Below are 23486 nucleotides of genomic sequence, written 5' to 3'. Positions count from 1 at the left end.
TCAGTCAGTGGCTGTTCCATCGCCAAACCGAAGAGTGAACCAGCGAATGAGGTGCCTTACTTATTTTTTAAGTTGCATAGTCTCACTCGGCATCACCTAATTAAAGAAATGATGTGCCAGTTAACGTTCCAATCAGAATAAGGTTCCCATAATTTTGATCATAAATCGGCGACTTACGTCGCCGATAATTTTCTATCGACAACTATTTTAACATACTGCCAGTCGTTTGACGTTGGCTATGCCAGCTGAAAGCTTCCTCAAGCAGGTGAGGGGTATGCCCGCCGCGTTGGCACGCACGATCAAAATAGTCGTGTAACTGGTCACGATAATCAGGATGAGCGCAATTATTAATGATAAGCTCTGCGCGTTCACGCGGTGCTAAACCACGCAGATCCGCCAGCCCCTGTTCGGTAACAAGGATATCCACATCGTGCTCGGTATGGTCAACATGGGTCACCATCGGAACAATTGAAGATATGGCTCCATTCTTCGCTTCAGACTTGCTGACGAAAATCGAAATATAGGCGTTGCGCGCAAAGTCACCCGAACCGCCAATACCATTCATCATATGCGTTCCATCCACATGCGTGGAATTTACATTGCCGTAAATATCAAACTCAAGTGCCGTATTGATGCCGATAATGCCAAGACGACGAATAACTTCCGGATGATTGCTGATTTCCTGCGGGCGCAGGATCAGCTTATCGCGATAACGATCAATATTGTTGAATACGCGCTCACCACATGCCGGGCTTAGCGTGATCGATGAACCCGACGCATAATCAAGTTTGCCTGCGTCAAACAGGTCGAAAGTGCTATCCTGTAACACCTCGCTATACATCCGCAAATTATGGAAAGGGCTTTCAGAAAATCCATTCAGAACCGCATTAGCAATCGTCCCAATACCAGCCTGCAGCGGGTTAAGCGTCAGATCGAGACGACCGGCATCAACCTCGCTCAATAGAAATTTGATCAGGTGTGAAGCAATCGCAACGGTTTCGACATCAGCGGGCTCAACAGTAGATGCGCTATCGTTTTCTTGGGTTATAACGATACCAGCGATTTTCTCGGGCGGAATTGGAATATAGGGCAAACCAACGCGACTATCACAAGCCGTCACAGGGATAGGGTCGCGGGAAGGGCGCTTGGTTGGAATATAAATGTCGTGAAGCCCTTCCAGCGCCAATGGCTGATTGAGGTTAACCTCAACAATCACTTTCTCAGCAAGGATTGCAAAACTTGCAGAGTTGCCAATGGAAGTTGTGGGGATAATCCCGCCATTCTCGGTAATTGCCAGAGCCTCAACAACGGCGTAATCAATCGGGCCAATCTGGTTGGAACGCAGCTGCTCGACGGTTTCGGACAGGTGCTGATCGATAAACATGACTTCACCGCGATTGATGGCTGAACGCAAAGTCCGGTCGACCTGAAACGGCATACGGCGTGCAAGAACATGAGCCTCTGTCAGCAGCTTGTCGACATCGTGACCAAGCGACGCGCCGGTGATCAGAGTGATCTGAAACGGATCATCCTTGGCCCGCGCTGCCATTGCAAGAGGAACAGCCTTGGCGTCGCCTGCGCGGGTAAAACCGCTCATACCGACAATCATGCCATCTTTTATCAGGCTTGCTGCTTCTTCCGCAGTGATAATCTTATCACGCAGAGATGTGTTCCTGATACGTGCTTCCAACATCTAATTTACCTTCCTTGCAGACCAGCCAAAAAGGCTGGAAACAACGCTCTCCGTGCAGGGATGTTCACACTGGCATTCGGAGTCGGCGCATAGAGGTAATAGCCTAAGCAGCCGACTATTACACGCATGCTTTCGTCTTAGATCAACTCCCAGCAGCTATATCAAAATACGTCTGCCGAAAAATGATCTTAATCAACACAGACGAGTTCCAAAGCAACTGAAAACAAAGTAGGAATAGGGCGTTGGCACCGTCCTTCTCATAAAAACAATGAAGCGCATTTCTTTCAACAGCACCGTCTGTCTGGAGGCTAGGCCTTCGCAAACAGAGGTTACGCGATGAACAATGTCGCTAATCAGAATGTCGGTTTCGGACGAATTGCAGTTATGATTCCCGTTAAAGATATGGACCGGGCCTGCAGTTTTTACATGAATGTACTGGGCTTTGAAAAAGTCTTTGAGAACGGAAATCCGGTGGGTTTCATGATCCTGCGCCGCGAGAACGGCGAATTGCATTTATCGCTGCAAAAAGAGCATAAGGCTGCAAATTTCAACATTGCTCATATGCTGGTTGATGATGTCGACGCTCTGCACACACTATGCAAGCAGAACGGACTGCGGATCATAAAAGGTTTACAAGATAAGGACTATGGATTGCGGGCTTTTGTCTTTGAAGACCCGGATGGAAATCGCATTGATGTCGGCCAAAAAATCTAAATTCTAGTCAACTTGAAAATTGAAAACGAAACAAAGTGACGCGAACTCGCTTTTGTCATTATGTTTGAAAATTTAAAATGGGGCAGGGCTTATGGCCCTGCCTCACATTCTTAGCGGCAACGAGCAGTATAGATTTTGCCGCGGCTATTTCTATATTCGCAATTTCCGTTGCGGAGATTACGAACCAAAAGACCGCCAAGAGCTCCCGCGCCAGCACCGATCAACGCGCCACGTCCACCACCAGCAATACCGCCAATAGCCGCACCAGCGACTGTGCCAATGCTGACGTCTTTTTCAGTGCTTGTGCAACCCGAAATAATAAGCAGCGCAACCAAGGCTGCTGTTATTTTAACCATGAACCCGTCCTCTCCTAAAGCCAATCAAAGCGCCAACATAAGTCTAAATCTTTGAAATCATATGTGCTTATGCGTATATTATATAAGTCGATTTTAAATATATATGCCAACATCTTTTTTTAAACGCGCCGTGATCGTTAAAGTTCCGACGGCTTCGCTTTTATCTCTAAACCGAGAAATGCTCACATCCTGCCAGAACTCAACTCAACGTCGAAAATCCGGATTATTATGCGTATAGGTGCGGTCCATGACGAGTTCCTTGCATTGGATAACTCATTGTTATCATTTGCAAGTCGCACTTCAAATTAGAACCCACCCCGGCCACAATCGATGATCGCATAAGCTATCTTATGGAACTAAATTGTGCTGGCCGTTCTAAGATCAGTGGCGTTTGGCGATGTAAAGATGTCCAGGTACTGGGGAACCTTGTTCACTGCGAACAACAATGTCGTCGCAGCGGATGCATTCCATACCATGCTTAAATAGAAGCGAACGTACATATGTCTGAGCATGTGCAAAGCGCTGATAATCGCCGACCATGAAATTACGCCCAGCAAATCGCTCGTCAGGCTGTGTTTCGCTTGAGAAAGTAAAATAGCCGCCAGATGTCAAATGCGCCGATACTCCAGCGAAGAATTGCTCAAGAGCCCCCATGTAAGGCAGCACGTCTGTGGCGACGATCAGATCCCAAGCGTCCTCCTTGGTCTCTTCAAGGAAGCGCACCGCTTCACCTACAAACAGCGCATCATAATCACCTTTTTCATAGGCGACTTCGATCATGTTTTCGGAGATATCAACGCCGGTTTTGTGGTCAGCCATATCATCCAGCGCGTCGGCTGAAAGTCCGGTTCCGCAGCCGAGATCAAGCATTCTGTCAGCCTGAAATTCTTCATCCATTTCGAGAAGCATTTCGCGCAATTGCAACGGCACATCATAGCCCAGCTGATCGACAAGAATTGTATCAAACATTTCAGCATGTTGATCAAACAACGTCGACACATAGGCATCTGGTGCTTTTGACGGAACAGCACCACGTCCCATGCTCGCAAGACGCACAGCAGCGCCACCATGATCCTCGGGATCTATTTCAAGAACAGCCTGATAGGCCAACGCGGCAGAATCCAAATCGCCAGCCTTTTCCAGCGCAAGTGCCTGATTGTAAGCTTCTGCTAAAGCTTCCTGATCAAATGACTCTTTATCAGTGGATTTGCCGTTCTGCTCGGACATATGCATTGCCTTTTCTTGAGATCTGCTGCCCTCCTACCCTCATAACGCTTTGACAGCAAGAACAGTTCTATTCCGCTGCCGACGTTACCGTGTTGGATGCGGGTTTATGATCAGCAAGTTTTCGCGCAATAACGGCACAAGCCATAAGCTGTATTTGATGAAACAGCATCAGCGGCAATACGATGCTGCCGACATCAGCCCCGATGAAGATAGCGCTCGCCATCGGCGCACCACTGGCAAGGCTTTTCTTGGAGCCGCAGAACATGATCGTAATCCGGTCGGCGCGATTGAATCCAAGCCATTTACTTCCATACCAGGTGGCGAGCATGACAATCACCAGAAGCAGGATATTGACGCCGATCATTACACTCAGATCGTTCCAAGAAACCTTGTGCCACAAGCCTTCAACAACCGCTTCGCTAAACGCGAGATAGACCACCATGAGGATCGAACCGCGATCAACAAGGCCCAATGACTTGCCGTGACGACGCATAAAATTGCCAATCCATGGCTGAAGAATCTGACCAAGCACAAACGGCGCGAGCAATTGCAGCAAGATAGATTCAAGTGCATCGACGGAAATTCCACCGCCGCCCTTAACAGCAAACAATAGGCCCACGAGTAACGGCGTTAAAAACATGCCGAAAATGTTGGATGCGGATGCTGAAACAATGGCCGCTGATACGTTACCGCCAGCCATCGACGTGAAAGCAATCGACGATTGCACAGTCGATGGCAGAACGCAGAGATAGAGAATGCCGAGATAGAATGGCGATTGCGACAGTCCAGGAATGGTCCAGCCGGCAACCAAGCCGAGTATAGGAAACAGAATGAATGTGGAGCTTGCGACGGCCAGATGCAGACGCCAATGCGTGACGCCAGCAACGACAGCTTCACGCGATAGACGCGCACCATGAAGGAAGAACAGAAGACCGACTGCAATTTTAGTCGCTATGCCAAACCACTCGGCAAAATCACCCTGCACTGGAAGAAATGACGCAAGCACAATCGTTGCAATCAACATACAGGTGAATTTGTCCGGTATAAAACGCATTATCTCGATAGTCCTTAATAAGCTCGCTTAGACCCTTCAGGCCGCAAACTGGGCAGCCCTTTCCCTTGTTGTAATAGTGCAATCAGACTTTGGTACAATACTAAAGGATAGGCAAAGCAGCTTATCAGTTCACATTTACGGGAAGCTGGGCATCATCAGTCTTGTTCGTATCCATTCGGATTCTTGGACTGCCAGTTCCACATATCCTTGCACATTTCGCGCAGATCCTTCTGCGCAGTCCAGCCTAGAAAATCGCGAGCAAATGACGGATCGGCATAGCATTCGGCCACATCGCCCGGACGACGAGGGGCAATTTCATATTTGATTTCACGATTAGAGACATGCTCGAAAGCCTTAACCACATCGAACACGCTATAGCCCTGCCCGGTTCCCAAATTGACTGAGAAGCACTGTGGTTCTTCAAGCTTTTTCAGTGCTTTGAGATGACCGGCTGCAAGGTCAACGACATGGATATAATCGCGAACGCCTGTTCCGTCTGGCGTCGGGTAATCATTGCCCCAGACATTGAGTTTTTCGCGACGCCCGGTCGCGACTTGCGCAATAATCGGCATCAGATTGTTGGGAATACCCTTTGGGTCTTCACCAATCAGACCACTTTCATGCGCACCAACAGGGTTGAAATAACGCAAAATCGCGATTTTCCAGCTGCTATCACTGTTATAGAGATCGCGCAGCATATCTTCGACCACAAGTTTCGTGCGACCATAAGGGTTTGTTGCAGAAAGCGACTGATCTTCGGTGATCGGCAGCTTTTGCGGGTCACCATAGACTGTCGCTGACGAACTGAACACGAGAGTCTTTACGCCGGTCGATTCCATTGCCTGCAGAAGACGTAAAGTGCCCAGCACGTTACAGTCATAATAATGCAACGGCTTTTCACCCGACTCACCAACGGCTTTCAATCCAGCAAAATGGATGACTGCTGAGCATTTGTGCCGTGTGATGATCTTTTCCAGCAAGGCACGATCACGGATATCTCCTGGCTCGCGGATCGGCGCGCGCCCTGTGATTTTCTCAACCCGATGAAGCGATTCAGGGCTACTGTTCTCGAAGTTATCGACCACAACAACTTCATGACCGGCTTCAATCAACTGAACGCATGTGTGCGAACCAATATATCCGGCGCCACCTGTCACAAGAATCGTCATTGTTTAAATACCTGCTTGTTGAACATATCGCCTTGATGTGCGATCCCGATTGCGAGCTGACTATGCAAAAACCGAGACCGACTGCAACCCAAACCACTTGATTCTTGCAGCTTGTACCAACAATGCGACATCAATTCTTACGGAGTGAAGATGGAACCCTCGCAAAATATCGCCCGTCTTCTCGAAATCATGGTTGCGCTGCGTGATCCGAAAACTGGCTGCCCATGGGATGTAGAGCAGACATCGCAATCTATTGCGCCCTATACGCTGGAAGAAGTCTACGAAGTGCTCGATGCCATTGAGCGCGACGATATGGATGATTTTCGCGAAGAACTGGGTGATCTGCTGTTACAGGTCGTTTTCCATGCACGCATGGCAGAAGAAGACGGCAAATTCGGTTTTGGCGATGTTGTGGAGGCCATTACTCGCAAAATGATCCGGCGCCACCCGCATGTTTTTGGTGATGCAGAAGCCAGAAGTGCTGGCATGGCAAAGGGATCATGGAACCGCATCAAGGCAGAAGAAAAAGCCGAGCGGGCCGAGCGTCGTGCGAAGCTTGGTTTGGAAACAGTTGAGAAAACACGATATCTTGACGATATTCCAAACGCTTTCCCTGCCCTGCTCCGTGCTCTTAAACTCCAGCAAAAGGCCGCCAAGGTAGGATTCGACTGGTCGGAAGCAGCGCCAATCTTCGATAAGATTGCTGAAGAAACGGCTGAACTTAAAGAAGCGATGCAAGCTAAGGACAAGGCACATATCACAGAAGAATATGGCGATCTGCTTTTCGCGATGGTCAATCTTGGCCGACACCTCGAAATTGATGCGGAAACTGCGCTGATTGCAGCGAACGACAAATTCAAGCGCCGCTTCGACTTCATCGAAACATCATTGAAGGAGTCGGGCAGCAGCCTTGAAGCGGCCCAACTCGAAGAAATGGAAGCGATCTGGGGCGAGGCAAAGAAAAAGGGGCTGTAACCAGTCCCTTCCCTCAAATCTCGTCGTCCCATTTCGGACGGAACATCTGGTAAACCTCATCCGTCGTCGCAAAGTCCATATAGCCAAGGCGTGTCACCGGTTTGGCTTTTTTGATGTCAAACAACCCATCGGTCAGCACGCTTTCATCGATGTGAACACCAACGACTTCGCCAATCACCATGTAATTGTCGGTCGGCCTGCCCTCTTTGTCCTGCAAACGCTTGATCTCGACCAGAACGCATTCCAGTGCAGCATAAGCCTCTTTGACAAAAGGTGCTGCAATCAGCTTGCTATGCGCAACGGTCAAACCTGCATAATCAAATTCGCTCACGCCGCGTGGTGCATTTACTGAAGATGCATTCATCTGCTCTTTGAGATGATCGCTGACGAGACTGGCCGTAAACTCACCTGTCTCTTCTATATATGAAACGCTGTCCTTAAAACCGCTGGACGAAAACATAATCATCGGCGGTGTGTCACTGACCACATTGAAGAATGAGTATGGTGAAAGGTTTACCGCACCATCTTTCGACCGCGTACCGATCCAACCGATAGGACGCGGCGCGATGATTGCCTTGAATGGATTATGAGGAAGATTATGACCAGATGAAGGTTCATAAAACATCAGCGTTTTCCGTCACTTATAACTAATTTTAGAGGAGAACGATTAAGATATCCATGGCCCGCTGTAATCAGAAACAATTTTATCCATGTCCGCCCGCGGACGTTCTGGCATTTTGTTTGCAGCCGTACCGATGTGAATAAATCCGGCAACACGCTCTTCTGGTGCAAGTCCCAGATAGGTGCGGGCTGGCGCATCATCGGAATACCAGTTGGTAATCCAGTTGGTTGCATAACCAAGCGCATTCGCTGCGGTACAAAGATTCATGGCGACAGCACCTGCCGACAAAAACTGCTCCCATTCCGGGATACGTTCATGAGCGACTGGCGAAGAGACGACGCCTATAACCAGTGGTGCACGCGCAAAACGCGCCCTCTCCTGATCCTTGCGACTTTCATTCAGTGGTCCTTCCCGCTCCTCGGCGCGCTTGGCCAGATATTCACCAACCTTATGACGTACATCACCGCGATAAAGAATGAAGCGCCATGGCGTCAGACGGCCATGATCAGGCACACGCGCGGCCACTTTAAGCAACTCATCCAGCTCAGCACCTTGTGGAGCCGGTTCTAAAATTGCGGAAATAGGCGTGGAGCTGCGCTGCGCCAGAAACTCAAAAACCGGATGCGTCACGGGGGAAACCTCATCGCTGAAATCTGTATATGTCACTCCAGTTTAATGTGGAGGCAGTTCCTTCTCGCCCGATAGGATCGGGGTGTAAAGTCAAAAATCTATTTCGTGTTTTTGCATAAACGTAAATTTGCGAAGGTGTCCGCCAATTTAGCCTTGAATTCGCCACCCGCTTCGGTTCAAAACAACATCATGTCAGATAGTCTGGGTCCGTTTCGGGCAAACAGTGCAAAATCATCGCGCCGCAAGACACTTGTAGCGACACTTTCGTTTGCCCTAATCGCATCATCTGCTTTAGCGCAGGGGCCAGGTGGCCCCGGCGGTGGACAGAGTGGTGGACCGGGTGGGCCCGGCGGTGGATTTGGTGGTGGTCCGCAAGGTGGTCCTGGTGGCAGTGGTTTCAAATTACCGAGCTTTCAGCTCGAGTTACCCGCAACGGCAGCAGCACCAGCAATGCAATCCCCTTCGGGAAACACTGGACCAACGCAGTCTAACAATGCGATTGGCTTGCCGAATTTCCCGGATCCCAAACTGAATTTACCATCAATCAGCCCCTATGCCGACCCGACAAGTCCAGAGAACAATCCGCTGATTAAAACGAGCGAGCTCGATCTGAAGGCTCGTCTCAATCAGGATGGACCGGATATTTCTTCGGGAATCGTTTGGCGAGTATTTGCGCCGGAGGTTGGCGCAGACGGACAACTGGCACTGATTGCATCAGCAAAGGGTGGCAGCACAGTTTTTAACTTGCCGGAAGGCAGTTATCTTGTTCACGCTGCCTATGGGCGCGCTGGTGCGACGAAACGCATTACACTCAATAAAAATACGCGTCATGAGGTTATGACGCTCGACGCTGGCGGAATGAAACTGAGCGCCGTTTTACCCGACGAGGGCAAAATCAAAAGTGATCTCGTGCGCTTCTCAATTTATGCCGATGAAGACAACAGCGACCGTTCGCTCATCGTGCCAGATGTAAAGCCAGACACGATCATCCGGTTGAATAGCGGCACCTATCACGTTGTTTCCAACTATGGCACAGCGAATGCCATTATCCGTGCAGATATTCGTGTGGAAGCAGGCAAGCTGACAGAAGCGACGGTTCAGCATCGGGCAGCCGAGGTCGTTCTTAAGCTTGTGGCGAAAAAAGGCGGCGAAGCCCTCGCCGACACTTCATGGTCGATCCTAAATGCCTCTGGCGACGTTGTTCGTGAAAGTGCTGGTGCTTACTCATCCATGGTTTTGATCGAGGGCGACTATGTTGCCGTCGCAAAAAACAAGGATCGTATTTATCAGCGCGATTTCAAAGTCACCTCTGGTGCCAATGAAGAAGTTGAGGTGATCGCAAACCGTGAGTCCGAGGCACTAACGGACGATGATGCAGCGCAAGACTAATTAAATTATATCTGAAATGAAAAGGCCCGCTTTAAGCGGGCCTCAGACTGCTGACAAACCTCTGGCGCAAGCTGGGGGTTTATGATTCACTGGGCCATGTTGAAGAAACCAGCTCCCGAACAGACGGCTCTCGAGATGGTGACGCTAGATAGCCTGGTGCCGAAGGATCACCTGCTTCGCAAGATCGATGCGGTGATCGACTTCTCCTTCATCCATGATCGCGTCGCGAGGCTCTACTGCGCCGACAACGGCCGCCCGCCGCTCGATCCGACGCTGATGTTCAAGGCGCTGTTCATCGGCTACCCGGCATGTCTGGGCTGATGCCCGAGAGCGCACCGACATGAACCGCAAGACGACGTGGGGCAAGGTGATCTACAAGCGGCGCAAAGAGACGGTCGAACGCTCGTTTGCCGATGCCAAACAGCTACACGGGCACCGCTATGCCCGCTTTCGCGGTCTCATCAAGGTCAGATGGCAATGCCTGCTTGCAGCGAGCGCCCAGAATATCAAGAAGATCGCAATGGCGATGACGAAAACCCCAAAACCAGCTTGGGGATGAGGGCTCTCAAGTCCACTTCAAACTGCGCCCACCAAGCCGCGAAAATACCATCTGAACACGCACTCCCAAAACACCAAAAACCCGCCCAAAAAATCGACGGGTTTGTCAGCAGTCTGAGGCAGCCAAAAGGCTGCGCTTTTTTATTTTCGTTCTATGATTTGTTCGGTTTTTGGGTGTCAATCTTATGCCAAACTGATGACCAAACAGATCTTTAAGAATTCACGTCGACAAAAAAGCAGCTCGATTTATCCGGGCTGCCATTAATATTTTAGTGTTTTGTAGGATCAAAGCGAAGAGATTGTCCAGCTGACGATCTCACTTGCGACCTTATCGAACGCCTTGTCCAGCGCGCGTACATATTCGCTGTTTGTGGTGCCGTGAACTGGCGTAGAGGCGCGGAAAACACGTGTGGAGCGAACTTCACCATTCTTGTCATTCATCAGCCTAACAGCGATCTCTACGACCGCTGCACGCTGAGAGCCATAGGCCTGAATGCTGAATACTCGCAGATCGCTCAGTATCTGATAATTGATCGCCAGACCGTCACCCGGACGGCCTACGCCACCGAATACGCCAACGTTTTCATAGGCCTGCACAAGACGAGACTGAACGAGATTTGGCAGTCTGTCACCCCATTGAGCACCTTTGAGGTACTCAATCGCGCCGGGCGCAGTGTTGACAACGATATTTTCGCTATCAAGCGCCTTCAACGCATTGGGCGATGGCACGAGTATCTGGAGGTTCTTACGGCTGACTGATGTGCCCTGCAGCTGCTGCGGCGCTGACAGGCTGAATGTGTCGAGTGGCGTCGTGGTTCCGCAACCGGAAAGCATGGTTGTCAAAAGAAGTGGAACGATCAGCTTACGATGGGATTTTGTCACGATAGAACCTGTAATGGACATTAATGACGCGTCCTTCCGTTATACTGCGGTACACTGCCGGAACCACCAAAAATCAAACGCTGTGGGTTACGCTCTAGTTCTGTAATCGCCTGCTCTACGCGCTGTACTGCGCGACGGCTGTCACCGATCAATGCCTGTACATCGCTCAGACCTGAACCGGAGAAGCGCTCAAGATTGCTGGCAATCGGTGTAATGCGCTTATCGAGATTGTTCGATAACTGACGGATCGATTCAAGTGTAGACTTAGCTTGTGCAACAAGACCATCCTTGTCGTCACTAGAAAGCAACTGGTCTGCCTTGGCAATAACGTTTTCAACACGTGCAGACGCAGCGTTCAGGCGCTCCATCATCTGCTTCGCTTCCGAGACGATCTGATTGATGTTGCCCGCGTTCGAACCCAATTCATCAATCACGTCGGCATTCTTAGCCAAAGCGTCTGTGAAGGTCTTTGTATTATTGATCGTATCGATCAGCGGGCCGCGTGCTTCTTTAGCAAAGCCCTCGAGTTCGCCGAGGACGGAATTTGCGCGTCCAAAAATGTCCTGCGCGGTTGCAAGCAGATTGTTGATCGATGAAGGATCAGCATCAATACGCGCAATCGTGTCTTCTTTGGCTGCTTCTGTAAGAAGATTGGGCTCGTCGAGGCTGCCACCATTCAGTTCAATATAAGCCTGACCAGTCAATCCCTGAAAGCCAAGTGAAGCCTTTGTCGAGCGAGTAATCGGAGTCGTGGCATTCACGCGCGTTTGCACAATAACCATGCTGGGATTGGATTCATCCAAATGCAACCGACGAACATCACCCACCTTGATACCATTGAACAGAACCTGACTGCCGATGCCAAGGCCGGTCACAGAGCCCGGTATGCGAACATCAAGACCAACAGAATCCCGCGCCTCGCCGTAACGCGCAATCCAATACACGAAACCGAAAGCCAGCAGGCTGACGATCAGCGTGAAAACTCCCACCACAACGTAATTGGCCTTCGTTTCCATATCTTATCCCGTCTGCATTTGGCTGTTAGGCCGACGTCTGCTCGGCGCGGATGTGTCAATCTGACGTGCGCGCTTTCCTCGAAAATAGGATTTAACCCATGGATCATCTACAGTCAGCATGTCTTCAATGGAACCGCTCACCAGAATTTTTTTATTACCCAGCACGGCAATGCGGTCACAAATCGCAAAAAGGCTATCGAGATCATGCGTTACCATAAAGACCGTGAGGCCCATTGTATCGCGCAGATTGGCAATTAATTCATCAAAGTCTGCCGCACCAATCGGATCAAGCCCAGATGTAGGCTCATCAAGAAACACGATGTCGGGATCAAGAGCCAGCGCTCGCGCTAAAGCCGCACGCTTGATCATACCGCCTGATAATTCAGATGGGAATTTTTCCGCCGCATCAGGGCTGAGTCCAACCAGATCAATTTTAAGGCGTGCGAGCTCATCCATCAATTTGGGCGAAAGATCCAGGTATTCACGCATCGGGACCTGGATATTCTCAAGGACGCTAAGAGCTGAAAACAAAGCGCCGTGCTGAAACAGCACCCCCATACGCATATCGATAGCCATTTTCTCAACATCGGTCAGCTTATCGATATTATTTCCTAATATCTCAATCTGTCCTGCCTGCTTTTTATTCAAGCCCAGAATAGTTCGGGTCAGCACAGATTTACCTGAGCCAGAAGGCCCGATAAAGCCGAGAACCTCGCCTTTATAAATGTCGAGTGAAAGATTATCGAGCACAGGTGCGCGACCGCCGAAACCAACGGTAACATCTCGTACCGAAATGATCGGTACTGGCTGATCGTTGTTGCCAACGTCCTGCAAATGCGGCTGATTATCGATACTCTTCTCCATGAATATTCTTTATCCGAGCTTATTACGAGACTGAACCGCGAGAAACGGCTTTCTTCAGTTTTATCCCTTATTGTGTCTGAAAGACCCTATAAAGTTGCAAAACTAAACGGTTAGAAGTCAATTGCGGCATAGAACATCGCAAACATGCCGTCTACGACAATGACAACGAAGATCGATTTAACGACCGAGGCCGTCACGCGGCTACCCAGTGATTCTGCACTTCCGCCGACTTTCATTCCTTCCACAGAAGCAAGTATGCCGATTATGAGTGCCATGAAGGGAGCTTTGATCAAACCCGCGAAATATGTGTTGAGTGCAACGGCATCATGCAAGCGACTGATAAAAGCTTCCGGCGAAATATTTGAGTAAAAGTAAGTAACTGCGGCTGCACCCACCAATGCCGACAAATCAGCGATGATCGTCAGAAGAGGCAGAATCACCACCAAGGCGACAAGCCTTGGAAAGACTAGAACGCCCACAGGATTAAGCCCGATTACTGTGAGTGCGTCGGTTTCCTCCCGCATCTTCATCGAGCCTATTTCAGCAGTGATCGCACTGCCCGAGCGACCGGCGATCATAATTGCAGTCAAGAGCACGCCTAACTCACGCAGAACGAGAATACCAACCAGATCGACGACGAAAATTTCTGCGCCGAAGTAGCGCAACTGAAAAGCGCCCTGCTGCGCAATGATTGCGCCAACAATCGTGGACATGAGGACGATGATCGGAATTGCACCGACACCCATCCGATCAATCTGCTTTACAATCGCTGGAAATGGGATGCCGCTGCCGCGACCGGCTTTAAGCTGTGCGCCACGAATGGTTGCCCCCAGAATGTGCATCGCCATCAGGAAATCTTCATAAACTGAGGCGACACCTCGTCCGAGAGAGTCCAGCATTTTGATAAGAAAAAAAGGCTTTTTCGCCGGCTTTACATCAAGGGTGCGCTCAACCGAATTGCCCACTTCCTCAACGAGCGGTAGCCACGCAGGTCTGACACCTTCCAAATGAACATCGATATTTTGAGACACCAGCCTCTGGCGCAAGCGTTCAATCAGCCAAGCGCCAGCAGTATCAAGTCCCGCAACATTCGTTGCATCGATGATAATTGAATGCGAGCCGCCAACATTTTCCAGCTCACGCATCTTCTTGTCGACAATGCCGATAGTTTGCGAAACCCAGCGTCCGCTAAGATTTACGAGGCGTGCGCCTTCATGCTCGGCCAAATCAATCTTTGGCGAGACATCAGAAGCAGCACTTGCTTTGTCGGCAGTGTCGGTCAACATGGCCTAACCTCTTATACGAGTCGGTTCACGACCGAAATACTGCGTCCTAAAGGGCATATCCATGCACAATAGTTTGAAAATCATCCAAGAACGCTATCCCATTGCCGGAAAATTCACAATCTCTCGCGGTTCAAAGACCGAAGCTTTGGTCATAGTTTGTGAAATAAGTCACAATGGAAAATTGGGGCGCGGTGAATGTGTTCCTTATGCACGATATGGAGAATCAATCGCGAGCGTTAGCGAACAGATTGAAGCTGTCCGGAGCGCGATCGAAAGCGGTGCGGATCGTCTGACTATTCAAACGCTCATGCCCGCAGGCGCAGCAAGAAATGCAGTTGATTGTGCTTTCTGGGATCTGGAAGCAAAGGTATCGGGCAAGAGTGTTGCAGACACGCTTGGAACCCTGCCCCATCCTCTTGAAACTGCGATCACCGTATCGCTTGGTACGCCTGAAGAGATGGCAGTATCGACCGCTAAAGTTGCTCATTATCCATTGATTAAAGTAAAAATGGGCGGCGACAATGATATTGAGCGCATTCATGCCGTTACAAGTGCTGCTCCAAACAGCCAAATAATCATTGATGCCAATGAAGGCTGGACCGACGACAACATCGAAGAAAACACGGCTGCGGCAGCTAAGGCTGGCGTAGTTTTGATTGAACAGCCTTTACCTGCGGGTAAAGACGAAATTCTAAGCCGCATAGATCGACCAGTGATTATCTGCGCAGATGAGAGCGTGCATACATCTGTTGGACTCGAAGAGTTGGCGACCCGTTATGATGCGGTTAACATCAAGCTCGATAAGGCGGGCGGGCTCACCGAAGGACTGATCATGCGTGAGAAGGCCATATCGCTTGGTTTAAAAGTGATGGTTGGTTGCATGGTCGGCACGTCACTTGGAATGGCACCGGCAGTTTTGCTCGCGCAGAAGGCCAATGTTGTCGATCTTGACGGACCATTGCTTCTTGCAAAGGACCGCGCTCCGGGTCTCAAATATGAAGGTGCACTCGTTTATCCGCCGGAAGCCACGCTCTGGGGCTGATTATATGTGTGGTTTGATCGCTGATTGACACTGTTGGTTGCTGCAAGCACATTTTCGAAAATATCCGCGCAGGCATCCCATGTGAAAGGTTTTAGCACCTCAGCAGGATCGAATGCGGGCATCTCGAGCGCCGCCAGACAAGCGGCGCGGAGGTCCTCAGATAAAACTCCAGCGCCGGTGGCTCCGACAACATCAGAAGACCCCGGAACCGGAAAAGCTGCTACAGGTAAACCAGATGAAATCGCTTCAAGCAGAACCAAGCCAAATGTGTCAGTTCTGCTCGGAAACACGAATACGTCAGCTGATGCATAAGCTTTAGCCAACTCATGGCCTTCTTTTTTGCCAATGAATACGACATTCGGAAAACGAGCTTTAAAGTCTTCAAGGGCCGGTCCGTCTCCGACGATAAGCTTGGTCCCGGGCAAGTCGAGGTCAAGGAATGCCGGCAGGTTTTTTTCTGTTGCCACGCGACCCACACAGATGAATACGGGGTGCGGCAAATCTTTCGTTACATCGTTTCGCGAATGAAACAGATGACGGTCCACGCCCCGCGTCCACAATTCGAGCCCCGTAAACCCACGCGAATGCAAGTCGGTGAGAATAGACTGTGTTGGGACAAGCGTATGTGATGCGGCATTATGGAATTTACGCAAAAACGAATAGGTCCAGCTCAGCGGAATTGGAAACCGCTCCCTGACATATTCTGCAAAGCGGGTATGAAAGCTGGTGGTAAAGCTCCAGCCCATTTTGATACATGCACGCCGCGCCATAATTCCAAGCGGACCTTCGGTTGCGATATGCACATAATCGGGTTGCAAGCCGACCAATTTTTGCCGAAGCGCCGATGGTGTTGTCATTGCCAACCGGATTTCAGGATAGGTCGGGCATGGGAAGGAGCGATAGTCCTGCGGTGAGATAACGATAACTTCGTAACCGCGCTCGGCCATCAGTTCACAGCATTTGGTCAGTGTTCTCACAACGCCATTTACCTGTGGGTGCCAAGCATCCGAAACGATCACCAGCTTCTTCATTTGCTGCCGTTCGCAGTTTTGCGAGCTACGTGCGGCAACCTAATCACCTTATTGCCATCGTGAGCGGAAAGAAGCGACGATCGCTGACCGAGACGGTCGGTCCATTCCAACAACTCCATACGACCATCAAAATGTTCAACGACAGCAGTGCAGCTTTCAACCCAATCGCCCGTGTTGATATATTCAACACCATTCATTCTGCTGATTGTTGCATGATGGATGTGACCGCAAATAACACCGTCGACGCCAATGCGCTGCGCTTCTTCTGAAACGACGTCTTCAAAATTTCCGATGAAGTTAACGGCCTTCTTAACGCGAAACTTTGCCCATGCGGAAAATGACCAATAACGCAATCCGAACTTTGCGCGCACCCGGCTCATAACAGTATTAATCCAGATTGCCGTGTCATAGGCCCAATCACCGAGATAGGCGATAAAACGCGCATTACGCACGACGACATCAAACTGGTCGCCATGGATAACCAAAAATTTGCGGCCATCCGCGGTTTCATGAATCGCGCGATTCATGACCTCAATGCCGCCGAAATGCGTTCCCTGAAAATTTCTCAGAAACTCATCATGATTGCCGGCGATGTAAATAATTGACGTGCCTTTGCGACTCTTGCGCAAAAGTTTCTGAACAACATCGTTATGTTCCTGCGGCCAGTGCCAATTGCGTCGCAGACGCCAGCCATCAACAATATCACCAACCAAATAAATGGTATCTGCTTCGTGAACACGCAGAAAATCTAAAAGCAATTCAGCCTGAGCTGCTTTCGATCCGAGATGCACGTCTGAAATAAACAAAGTGCGAAATTTTTTTGGTTCAATCTGATCTTCGCTCATGTGGTTGTCCCTCCATCTGGCAACCTGAATTTGAACGAAGAAAAACCGATTCACGTCACAGGGATATGACGGCTGCAAATGCAGGGCGCAGCCTTAAAAGTCGAGAGAACTTTCGAACTCAAATAGTGACAATTTAAAGCTTAAATTTATGGTCTGATGTATTCTAACTGCGGGCGGATAAGCCAAGGTTTATTCACCTGTTCGCGAGAATGCGCAATCCAGCCAATGGATCGCCCCATGGAGAGCACACAACTAAAAACTTCTCGAGCAAAGCCAAGTTGCTCAAGCAGCAATGCGGAATAAACCTTCAACTCTGTCGTTTCCCCTGCTCCAACAGTATTTGACAATTCTTTATGATTTTGATTAGCAAAGAGCTGTTCAACTAATGACAATCTACTCTGAAATCGCGAAGATCCACTATTTTCGACGTTTAAAAGTGCGTCTTTAATGATTTCTGTCCTGGGATCATTATTTTTCACCCAAACGTTCCGCCTCTCCGATACCGCGAAGTCGACGTTGCTCCTAGATGTCTGATTGGATTGAAACGCGTCGAGAATATCCAGAATCCCGTCCGACTTACTATCATGCGACGATCCGCTAAATACCGACAGGGCTGCCAGAATCGATGATGTCATTCCAGCATTGACTGAAGCCGCTAGTCGCGCCGCTAATGTCGGGGGTGTCAAACCATGGTCTACGCAGGATATCAGATACGTATCGAGCGCAGAAACTTCCTGATCACTTGGCAACGAGAGATTCATCATACGTAAAATATCAACGCTGTGGGGCATTGATGCATCCGGACGAACGGAATGCCTGCCCCGCTTCATACGTATGAATGCGGGTGCAAAAACAGCTGGTGCCGCAATCAAATGAAGCGCCGTAGTCAAGTCCGTCACATCGGGAATTTTAGTCATTAAAGTACGAACAGCGTCGACAGGTTTCATATCAAACAATTCGTCATCTATATCTTCAGTATAAAGAAAAATCTGCTCGCGCGCCTGGCCTAATGCTGACTGCAGGTCAGAGCCTGTAGGAAAATTTGGAAACAAGTCTTTCCACAACAGCTCAATTACGCTTTCCAATCTTGTATCAATGCACAATTCTTTGATAGGCACACCGCGTAAAGTGAATGTACCTTCGACAAAATTAACATCGGAAATAGATGTTTGAGAAACGAATATATTTGGAATTGAATTCTTCATGACAATAATCCCCTTTAAAATAGCTATTATATTTCAATAATAATTGACCGAAACCGATAAATATCGTTAGCAATATTAATTGATTATAATAAACACGACGCGTCTTATTGGTGAATTAAAAATACAATGGAAACGATTTGCACTTCTTATAAAAAATTATCAGGCCGTTTAAATGAGATTTAAAATGTAAACCAGAATATGGTTAAATGCCGACCCCACATGTCATGCACATGGCGCTCAAACAAGCTGTTGATTTGATTTTAAAGCCTTAGCGTAATAACTGCTTTTCAGAATCAGGCCTACATTGTTTTGAAAAGTTGAGATAAAAGCGACGTTGGCTCAAAGGGTGCTAGTTCCCATCAGCGCAACTCCCCTATTGCAAGCATGAACCGGAAAGTGATGCGATCATGACGAATAAAAAGACCCCCTCCACGTCCACGCGTTCGGATTTTGATGAAGCGGCACTTTTCTTCCACCGCTATCCGAAACCCGGTAAGCTTGAGATCCAAGCGACCAAGCCGCTTGGCAATCAACGCGATCTAGCGCTTGCTTATTCACCAGGCGTTGCGGCGCCCTGCCTTGCAATTCACGAAGATCCATCCACCGCTGCCGAATATACGGCGCGTGGTAATCTGGTAGCAGTTGTTTCAAATGGCACTGCGGTACTCGGCCTCGGTAATATCGGCGCGCTTGCATCCAAGCCGGTGATGGAAGGCAAGGCAGTTCTTTTCAAGAAATTCGCCGATATTGATGTTTTCGACATTGAAATCGACGCACTGGAAATCGACCGCATGGTTGATGTGGTTTCTGCGCTTGAGCCAACTTTTGGCGGTATCAATCTTGAAGATATCAAAGCTCCCGAATGTTTCGAAGTTGAAGAACAGCTTCGCGCCAAGATGAATATACCAGTATTCCATGACGATCAGCATGGAACCGCGATTATTGTTGCAGCCGCTGTTCTGAATGGTCTGGAATTGGCAGGAAAGGATATTACAAACGCCAAGATTGTAACGTCAGGCGCGGGTGCCGCTGCGCTCGCTTGCTTAAATTTGCTCGTTAAACTCGGGGCTAAGCGCGAAAATATTTTTGTCTGCGATCTTGAAGGCGTAGTTTTCCAAGGCCGCGAGAAGCTGATGGACCGTTGGAAAGACGTGTATGCGCAAAAAACCGACGCGCGTGTTCTGGCCGATGTTATTGGTGGCGCAGATGTATTCCTCGGTCTTTCCGCTGCTGGTGTTCTCAAGCCTGAACTGCTTAAGCAAATGGCTGAAAGGCCACTGATTATGGCACTGGCAAATCCAAACCCTGAAATTATGCCAGAAGCTGCACGCGAAGCGCGTTCGGATGCGATGATCTGCACCGGCCGTTCTGACTATCCAAACCAGGTGAACAACGTACTATGCTTCCCTTATATTTTTCGCGGCGCACTTGATGTTGGCGCAACGGCAATCAACGAGGAAATGAAGCTTGCTGCGGTGCGCGCGATTGCATCGCTTGCCCGTGAAGAACCTTCAGATGTTGCGGCCCGCGCCTATTCTGGCGACACACCGACATTCGGCCCAAATTATATCATTCCATCGCCGTTCGATCAGCGCCTCATTCTGCGTATCGCACCTGCCGTTGCAAAGGCTGCGATGGATAGCGGTGTTGCGACACGCCCGATCGAAGACTGGGAAGCCTATACTGATCGCCTGACGCGTTTCGTTTTCCGCTCCGGCCTTATTATGAAGCCGGTCTTCGCGGCGGCCCGGGCGCAGAGCAAACCAATGCGCGTGATCTATGCCGATGGTGAAGATGAACGCGTATTGCGCGCTGCCCAGGTTGTCATTGAAGAACGTATTGCTTCGCCTATCCTCGTCGGTCGTCCAAGTGTAATTGAAGCACGCTTAAATCGCTACGGTCTCAAAATCCGCGCAGGAACAGATTTCGAACTAATTAACCCGGAAGATGATCCACGCTACCGTGATTATGTTGATCTGTATCTCTCTTATACAGGCCGTCAGGGCGTAACCCCAGAAGCAGCACGCACGATCGTTCGTACGAACTCGACTGCCATTGCGGCTCTTGCTGTCATGCGTGATGAAGCGGATGCGATGATCTGTGGCCTTGAAGGTCGTTTTGAGCGCCATACCCGCGTTGTAAAACAGATCATCGGTAAGCTGCCAGGCATCAGTGATTATTCGGCATTGAGCCTTTTGATCTCACAGCGCGGCGCATTGTTCCTGACAGACACTTACGTGACAGTTGAGCCAGAAGCAGAAGAAATTGCTGAAATGGCAATTCTGGCCGCGAAAGAAATCCGTCGTTTTGGCATTGAGCCAAAAGCTGCGCTTGTTTCGCATTCCAATTTCGGTTCAAAAGAGTCGGCTAGTGCTGAAAAGATGCGTCGCGCCGCCGCGATTCTTGCTGAAAAAGCGCCGGAACTTGAATCCGATGGCGAAATGCACGGTGATTCCGCACTCTCGCAGGCATTGCGTGATCGCGTATTCCCGAATTCGCGACTGAAGGGCGAAGCAAATTTGCTGGTTTTCCCTAATCTCGATGCGGCAAACATCACGCTGAACGTCGTAAAGACAGTAACGGACGCATTGCATGTCGGACCAATTCTACTTGGTGCTGCGCGCCCTGCCCATATTCTAACACCTTCAGTAACCTCGCGCGGCGTTGTTAACATGACTGCATTAGCAGCAGTTGAAGCACTGCAAAAGTCCAACGAATTCAATAAGAAAATTTAAATTAACACAAACTAATAAAGTAAATATACTTATATAAAACGCCAAGTATTTAATTAATACTTGGCGTTTATGTTTTTTTAACTATAAAGATCAAACATTCAGACATACGGACAACGGGATGGGCTTGTTCTATGATGATTGTTGATAAGAGTTTTCGAAATTTTCAGTCAGCGATATTCGTTTTCGCTACAATTGGCGTTTTAAGTGGTTGTATGACAACGACAAAGCAGATTATGCCATGCAACACTCAGCAAGTTGCCAAACTCAGTAAAGTGCTTGATCCAACAAAGCTAAAACTGAATGCTATTCAAAAACGCCTTTCAGCTGTTCGTGTCGAACGTGCTCAAGGGCGCTGTAATGAAAGTCTGTTTTCGCCGGAAAAAGGTTCAGTCACTTGCGAACGTCTGAAGAAACAGGAAAAACAACTGGTTTCAGAAAAATATCTACTTGAAGAACGTCTTACAGAAATAAATGCAGCGATTGCAAGCCAACCACATGCTGGTAAACACGTAAAGTCTTGCGTAGCCAGTTGGCAACCTGAGCGGACGATCAGGAAAAGAGCTCGGAAAAATATTGAAGTCAAGATTCATTCAGCAAAGCGGCAAGCTGCAAAGACTATTGGAATAGAAAAGTTATCTAACGACCAACCAGTATTTATAGAAGATTACGTCGTTCCAGCATATTCATCTCAAAAAACCAATGAGACAGAGTCAGTCGCTTACACGCCGTCTGCGCACCCTTTGTCCCAACAACCGAGCCATGTGGCGCCGGCAGCAATAGCGCCGCCGACAGAACGAGCTTATTCAGATAGCACAAAAGTCAGAGTAGTCGGCTCTTCGTTCTTTCCGGACCAATCAAAACTAATAGGTCCGCCAGCTCCGGACCATGTGCCTGCCCCGTAAGAGCAAAGCGCAAGGGCATGAATAATGTCTTGCCCTTGCGTCCCGTTGCTGCTTTTACAGCGTCGGTCCATACCTTCCAGGTCTGTTTGTCCCACGGCTCTGCGGGAAGCAGCGTGAAGGCTTCCTTCACAAAAGCCTGATCCTCTTCAGATAGTTCCGGCTTTTCGGGTAAGTCGCCGGTGATAACCTGCCACCAATGGGTAGTTTCATTGAAGCGTTCGAGATTGCCGCGCACAGTCAGCCAGAAATGCTCTGCCTTTTCACCCGAAATGCCCAATGCTTCGAGACGATCTTTCGCCTTATCAAATGGCATTTCATGCAGCAGTGCACGGTTGAGCGTATCCAGTTCTGCCGGGTCAAACTTTGCCGATGACTTTGAAATCGCAGCCAGATCAAATCGCTCTGCGAGTATATCCATATCGGATGCAGCAGACACAGATTCAGAAGTACCGATAAGGATTGCGAGAGACGCAACTGACATCGGTTCATAACCGCCTTCGCGCAAGCTACCGACAGACAAGGCACCGGAGCGCTTGGAAAGTCCCTCGCCTGAAACTGTGGTCAGTAGGTTGTGATGGCCGAAAACAGGCGGCTCTGCGCCAAGCGCTTTGAAGATGGCAATCTGCACGCCGGAATTGGTTACATGGTCATCGCCACGAATAATATGCGTGATGCCAAGATCAATATCATCGACAACCGATGGCAGCGTGTAGAGATATGTTCCGTCTTCACGAACCAGAACCGGATCGGACATCGAAGCCAGATCAACGGTTTGTGGTCCACGAACCAGATCATCCCAATGCACTTCAGTGCGTGTGGTGTTGAAAGGATCGCTTTCAAAGTTCGGCAGGAGAAAACGCCAATGTGGCCTGCGGCCTTCTGCTTCAAAGGCCGCTTTCTCTTCATCCGTCAGCTTTAGCGCTTCACGGCCATAGACCGGAGGAAGCTTACGCGCCAAACGGAGCCTGCGACGACGCTCCAGTTCTTCTGCCGTTTCATAACAGGCATAGAGAAGACCCGCCGCTTTCAGCTTTTCAACGGCCTTAGCATAAACGTCAAAGCGCTTTGACTGATATTCGACACGGTCAGGCGTGACACCAAGCCATGCGAGATCGGCAGCAATTGCGTCCGCATATTCCTGTTTAGAACGCTCAATGTCGGTATCATCATAACGCAGGATGAAATTGCCGCCATTCTTCTTGGCATAAAGCCAATTTGAAAGTGCGGTGCGTGTATTGCCAATATGAATATAGCCCGTCGGCGACGGTGCAAAACGAACAGTTACGGTCAT

At 49.4% G+C, this 23486-nt stretch carries 21 protein-coding genes and 2 pseudogenes; 8 read left to right on the top strand and 15 right to left on the bottom strand.

What is annotated here, in order from left to right; translation table 11 throughout:
- Positions 1-202: 202 nt before the first annotated feature.
- Positions 203-1693 (bottom strand): acetyl-CoA hydrolase/transferase family protein, encoded by a 1491-nt coding sequence (locus RI570_RS00590; protein ID WP_313826498.1) that lies wholly within the window; start codon positions 1691-1693, stop codon positions 203-205.
- Positions 1694-2029: 336 nt separating this feature from the next.
- On the opposite strand from RI570_RS00590, the gene RI570_RS00585 reads away from it, so the two are divergent.
- Entirely contained in the window at positions 2030-2407 is a 378-nt protein-coding gene (locus RI570_RS00585; protein ID WP_313826497.1) for a glyoxalase superfamily protein, read from the top strand.
- 110 nt (positions 2408-2517) lie between these two features.
- On the opposite strand, the gene RI570_RS00580 is transcribed toward RI570_RS00585, so the two are convergent.
- From RI570_RS00580 to galE, 4 genes are all read right to left on the bottom strand, one after another.
- Positions 2518-2763, bottom strand: coding sequence for a YMGG-like glycine zipper-containing protein (locus RI570_RS00580; protein WP_313826496.1), 246 nt, complete (start codon positions 2761-2763; stop codon positions 2518-2520).
- 381 nt (positions 2764-3144) lie between these two features.
- The gene (locus RI570_RS00575; protein WP_313826495.1) at positions 3145-3990 is read right to left on the bottom strand and encodes a class I SAM-dependent methyltransferase; all 846 of its coding nucleotides are present in this window, start codon (positions 3988-3990) and stop codon (positions 3145-3147) included.
- A gap of 67 nt (positions 3991-4057) precedes the next feature.
- Complete coding sequence (locus RI570_RS00570; protein WP_313826494.1) at positions 4058-5044, bottom strand: bile acid:sodium symporter family protein; 987 nt, start codon at positions 5042-5044, stop codon at positions 4058-4060.
- A 155-nt stretch (positions 5045-5199) separates the two neighbouring features.
- On the bottom strand, positions 5200-6213 hold the full coding sequence (gene galE, locus RI570_RS00565; protein WP_313826493.1) for a UDP-glucose 4-epimerase GalE: 1014 nt from the start codon (positions 6211-6213) through the stop codon (positions 5200-5202).
- Between the two features lie 150 nt (positions 6214-6363).
- On the opposite strand from galE, the gene mazG reads away from it, so the two are divergent.
- Entirely contained in the window at positions 6364-7188 is an 825-nt protein-coding gene (mazG, locus tag RI570_RS00560; RefSeq protein ID WP_313826492.1) for a nucleoside triphosphate pyrophosphohydrolase, read from the top strand.
- A 13-nt stretch (positions 7189-7201) separates the two neighbouring features.
- Here the strand turns inward: mazG and RI570_RS00555 are convergent, their stop codons facing one another.
- Together RI570_RS00555 and RI570_RS00550 are read right to left on the bottom strand one after the other, a co-directional pair.
- The gene (locus RI570_RS00555; protein WP_313826491.1) at positions 7202-7813 is read right to left on the bottom strand and encodes a flavin reductase family protein; all 612 of its coding nucleotides are present in this window, start codon (positions 7811-7813) and stop codon (positions 7202-7204) included.
- A 42-nt stretch (positions 7814-7855) separates the two neighbouring features.
- Positions 7856-8440 (bottom strand): nitroreductase, encoded by a 585-nt coding sequence (locus tag RI570_RS00550; RefSeq protein WP_313826490.1) that lies wholly within the window; start codon positions 8438-8440, stop codon positions 7856-7858.
- A gap of 450 nt (positions 8441-8890) precedes the next feature.
- Between RI570_RS00550 and RI570_RS00545 the strand changes: the two genes are divergently transcribed.
- From RI570_RS00545 to RI570_RS00535, 3 genes and pseudogenes are all read left to right on the top strand, one after another.
- Positions 8891-9829 carry a hypothetical protein gene (locus RI570_RS00545; RefSeq protein WP_409558641.1) on the top strand — a complete coding sequence of 313 codons (939 nt, stop codon included), beginning with the start codon at positions 8891-8893 and terminating at the stop codon, positions 9827-9829.
- A 96-nt stretch (positions 9830-9925) separates the two neighbouring features.
- Positions 9926-10132 (top strand): annotated as a pseudogene (locus RI570_RS00540) (IS5/IS1182 family transposase); the annotation flags it as partial.
- Positions 10131-10388 (top strand): annotated as a pseudogene (locus tag RI570_RS00535) (transposase); the annotation flags it as partial. The pseudogenes RI570_RS00540 and RI570_RS00535, both read left to right, overlap by 2 nt.
- A gap of 284 nt (positions 10389-10672) precedes the next feature.
- On the opposite strand, the gene RI570_RS00530 reads toward RI570_RS00535, so the two are convergent.
- The 4 genes from RI570_RS00530 to RI570_RS00515 form a co-directional block, all read right to left on the bottom strand.
- Positions 10673-11290: an ABC-type transport auxiliary lipoprotein family protein gene (locus RI570_RS00530; RefSeq protein ID WP_313826489.1), complete on the bottom strand. Its 618-nt coding sequence runs from the start codon at positions 11288-11290 to the stop codon at positions 10673-10675.
- On the bottom strand, positions 11290-12285 hold the full coding sequence (locus RI570_RS00525; RefSeq protein ID WP_313826488.1) for an MlaD family protein: 996 nt from the start codon (positions 12283-12285) through the stop codon (positions 11290-11292). Before RI570_RS00525 ends, RI570_RS00530 begins: the two co-directional genes overlap by 1 nt.
- A 3-nt stretch (positions 12286-12288) precedes the next feature.
- Positions 12289-13149 carry an ABC transporter ATP-binding protein gene (locus tag RI570_RS00520; RefSeq protein WP_313826487.1) on the bottom strand — a complete coding sequence of 287 codons (861 nt, stop codon included), beginning with the start codon at positions 13147-13149 and terminating at the stop codon, positions 12289-12291.
- Positions 13150-13259: 110 nt separating this feature from the next.
- The gene (locus tag RI570_RS00515) at positions 13260-14435 is read right to left on the bottom strand and encodes an ABC transporter permease (protein ID WP_313826486.1); all 1176 of its coding nucleotides are present in this window, start codon (positions 14433-14435) and stop codon (positions 13260-13262) included.
- 61 nt (positions 14436-14496) lie between these two features.
- On the opposite strand from RI570_RS00515, the gene dgcA reads away from it, so the two are divergent.
- Complete coding sequence (gene dgcA / locus RI570_RS00510) at positions 14497-15477, top strand: N-acetyl-D-Glu racemase DgcA (RefSeq protein WP_313826485.1); 981 nt, start codon at positions 14497-14499, stop codon at positions 15475-15477.
- Here dgcA and RI570_RS00505 read toward each other — a convergent pair.
- From RI570_RS00505 to RI570_RS00495, 3 genes are all read right to left on the bottom strand, one after another.
- Positions 15447-16508 (bottom strand): glycosyltransferase family 1 protein, encoded by a 1062-nt coding sequence (locus RI570_RS00505; RefSeq protein WP_313826484.1) that lies wholly within the window; start codon positions 16506-16508, stop codon positions 15447-15449. The two genes, dgcA and RI570_RS00505, sit on opposite strands and share 31 nt — an antisense overlap.
- The gene (locus RI570_RS00500) at positions 16505-17353 is read right to left on the bottom strand and encodes a UDP-2,3-diacylglucosamine diphosphatase (protein ID WP_313826483.1); all 849 of its coding nucleotides are present in this window, start codon (positions 17351-17353) and stop codon (positions 16505-16507) included. Before RI570_RS00500 ends, RI570_RS00505 begins: the two co-directional genes overlap by 4 nt.
- 146 nt (positions 17354-17499) lie before the next feature.
- Positions 17500-18558, bottom strand: coding sequence for a citrate/2-methylcitrate synthase (locus RI570_RS00495; protein WP_313826482.1), 1059 nt, complete (start codon positions 18556-18558; stop codon positions 17500-17502).
- Positions 18559-18965: 407 nt separating this feature from the next.
- Between RI570_RS00495 and RI570_RS00490 the strand changes: the two genes are divergently transcribed.
- Together RI570_RS00490 and RI570_RS00485 are read left to right on the top strand one after the other, a co-directional pair.
- Positions 18966-21293: an NADP-dependent malic enzyme gene (locus RI570_RS00490; RefSeq protein ID WP_313826481.1), complete on the top strand. Its 2328-nt coding sequence runs from the start codon at positions 18966-18968 to the stop codon at positions 21291-21293.
- A gap of 131 nt (positions 21294-21424) precedes the next feature.
- Positions 21425-22195 (top strand): hypothetical protein, encoded by a 771-nt coding sequence (locus tag RI570_RS00485; protein WP_313826480.1) that lies wholly within the window; start codon positions 21425-21427, stop codon positions 22193-22195.
- Here the strand turns inward: RI570_RS00485 and gltX are convergent.
- Positions 22113-23486: a glutamate--tRNA ligase gene (gene gltX / locus RI570_RS00480; RefSeq protein WP_313826479.1), complete on the bottom strand. Its 1374-nt coding sequence runs from the start codon at positions 23484-23486 to the stop codon at positions 22113-22115. The genes RI570_RS00485 and gltX overlap by 83 nt on opposite strands.

This window comes from Brucella pseudogrignonensis (assembly GCF_032190615.1).
In the GTDB taxonomy this organism is placed as follows: Bacteria; Pseudomonadota; Alphaproteobacteria; order Rhizobiales; family Rhizobiaceae; genus Brucella; species Brucella pseudogrignonensis_B.
The sequence above is the reverse complement of the archived record's forward strand: the minus strand, read 5'-3'. Positions and strand labels throughout refer to the sequence as shown.